The organism is Vibrio sp. 1978 (assembly GCF_033344345.1).
The window spans coordinates 1-837 of record NZ_JAWPOP010000279.1 but is presented as its reverse complement, the minus strand read 5'-3'; the positions used below and the strand labels follow the sequence as shown (position 1 = coordinate 837).

The window sequence follows — 837 nt, the reverse complement described above, 5'->3', positions numbered from 1 at the left end:
GGCCCGCCTTTTCCCTACCGCGGAGCGGTGGGGGCGGTGTGTAGCCTAGCGCAGCGGATAGATCAGTTATCCGGCCTCTGGCCGGGCATTTTGGGCAAGGGCAAACAGCGCCCCACTAGGGCGCTGTTAACCGCGCCTAGTGGATTATTCTTAGATAATCATGGATGGATTTTTTCAGCACCCCGCCAGCCCCCGCCCCTGCTGGGTTTGCAGGTTTGGGGGCGTGACAGTTAACGGGGGGGTTCGTGACAGTTAACGGGGGGGGGCGTGACAGTTAACGGGGGGGGCGTGACAGTTAACGGGGGGGGCGTGACAGTTATTGCAGGGGTCAGCCTGCCGCCTTGGGCCGTGCGATGTCGTACTTACCCGCCGCATACTCGTTCACCGTCCAGCCCAGCGCGATCAGCTCCGGCAGCGCCTCGCGCACCCGCTGGCGTCTCTTGCGCATGGCGGCCCCACTGGCCTCTGACGGCCAGACGTAGCCGCACAGGGTATCTATGGCCGCCTTGCCGGTCTTGCCGGGGTCGATCCAGCCACACAGCCGCTGGTGCAGCAGGCGGGCGGTTTCGCTGTCCAGCGCCCGCACCTCGTCCATGCTGATGCGCACATGCTGGCCGCCACCCATGACGGCCTGCGCGATCAAGGGGTTCAGGGCCACATACAGGCGCCCGTCTGCCTCGTCGCTGGCGTACTCGGCAAGCAGCCGGAAGCCCTGCCGCTTGCGGCCATTCTGGGCGATGATGGATACCTTCCAAAGGCGCTCGATGCAGTCCTGTATGTGCTTGAGCGCCCCACCACTATCGACCTCTGCCCCGATTTCCTTTGCCAGCGCCCGAT

The 837-nt window shown here is 64.9% G+C and carries 1 protein-coding gene; it reads right to left on the bottom strand.

Annotated features, from left to right (window positions below; genetic code table 11):
* Positions 1-328: 328 nt before the first annotated feature.
* Positions 329-837, bottom strand: a 509-nt coding sequence (gene repC, locus R8N49_RS26080) for a replication protein C, IncQ-type (RefSeq protein WP_318190319.1), incomplete at its 5' end; no start/stop codon positions are given.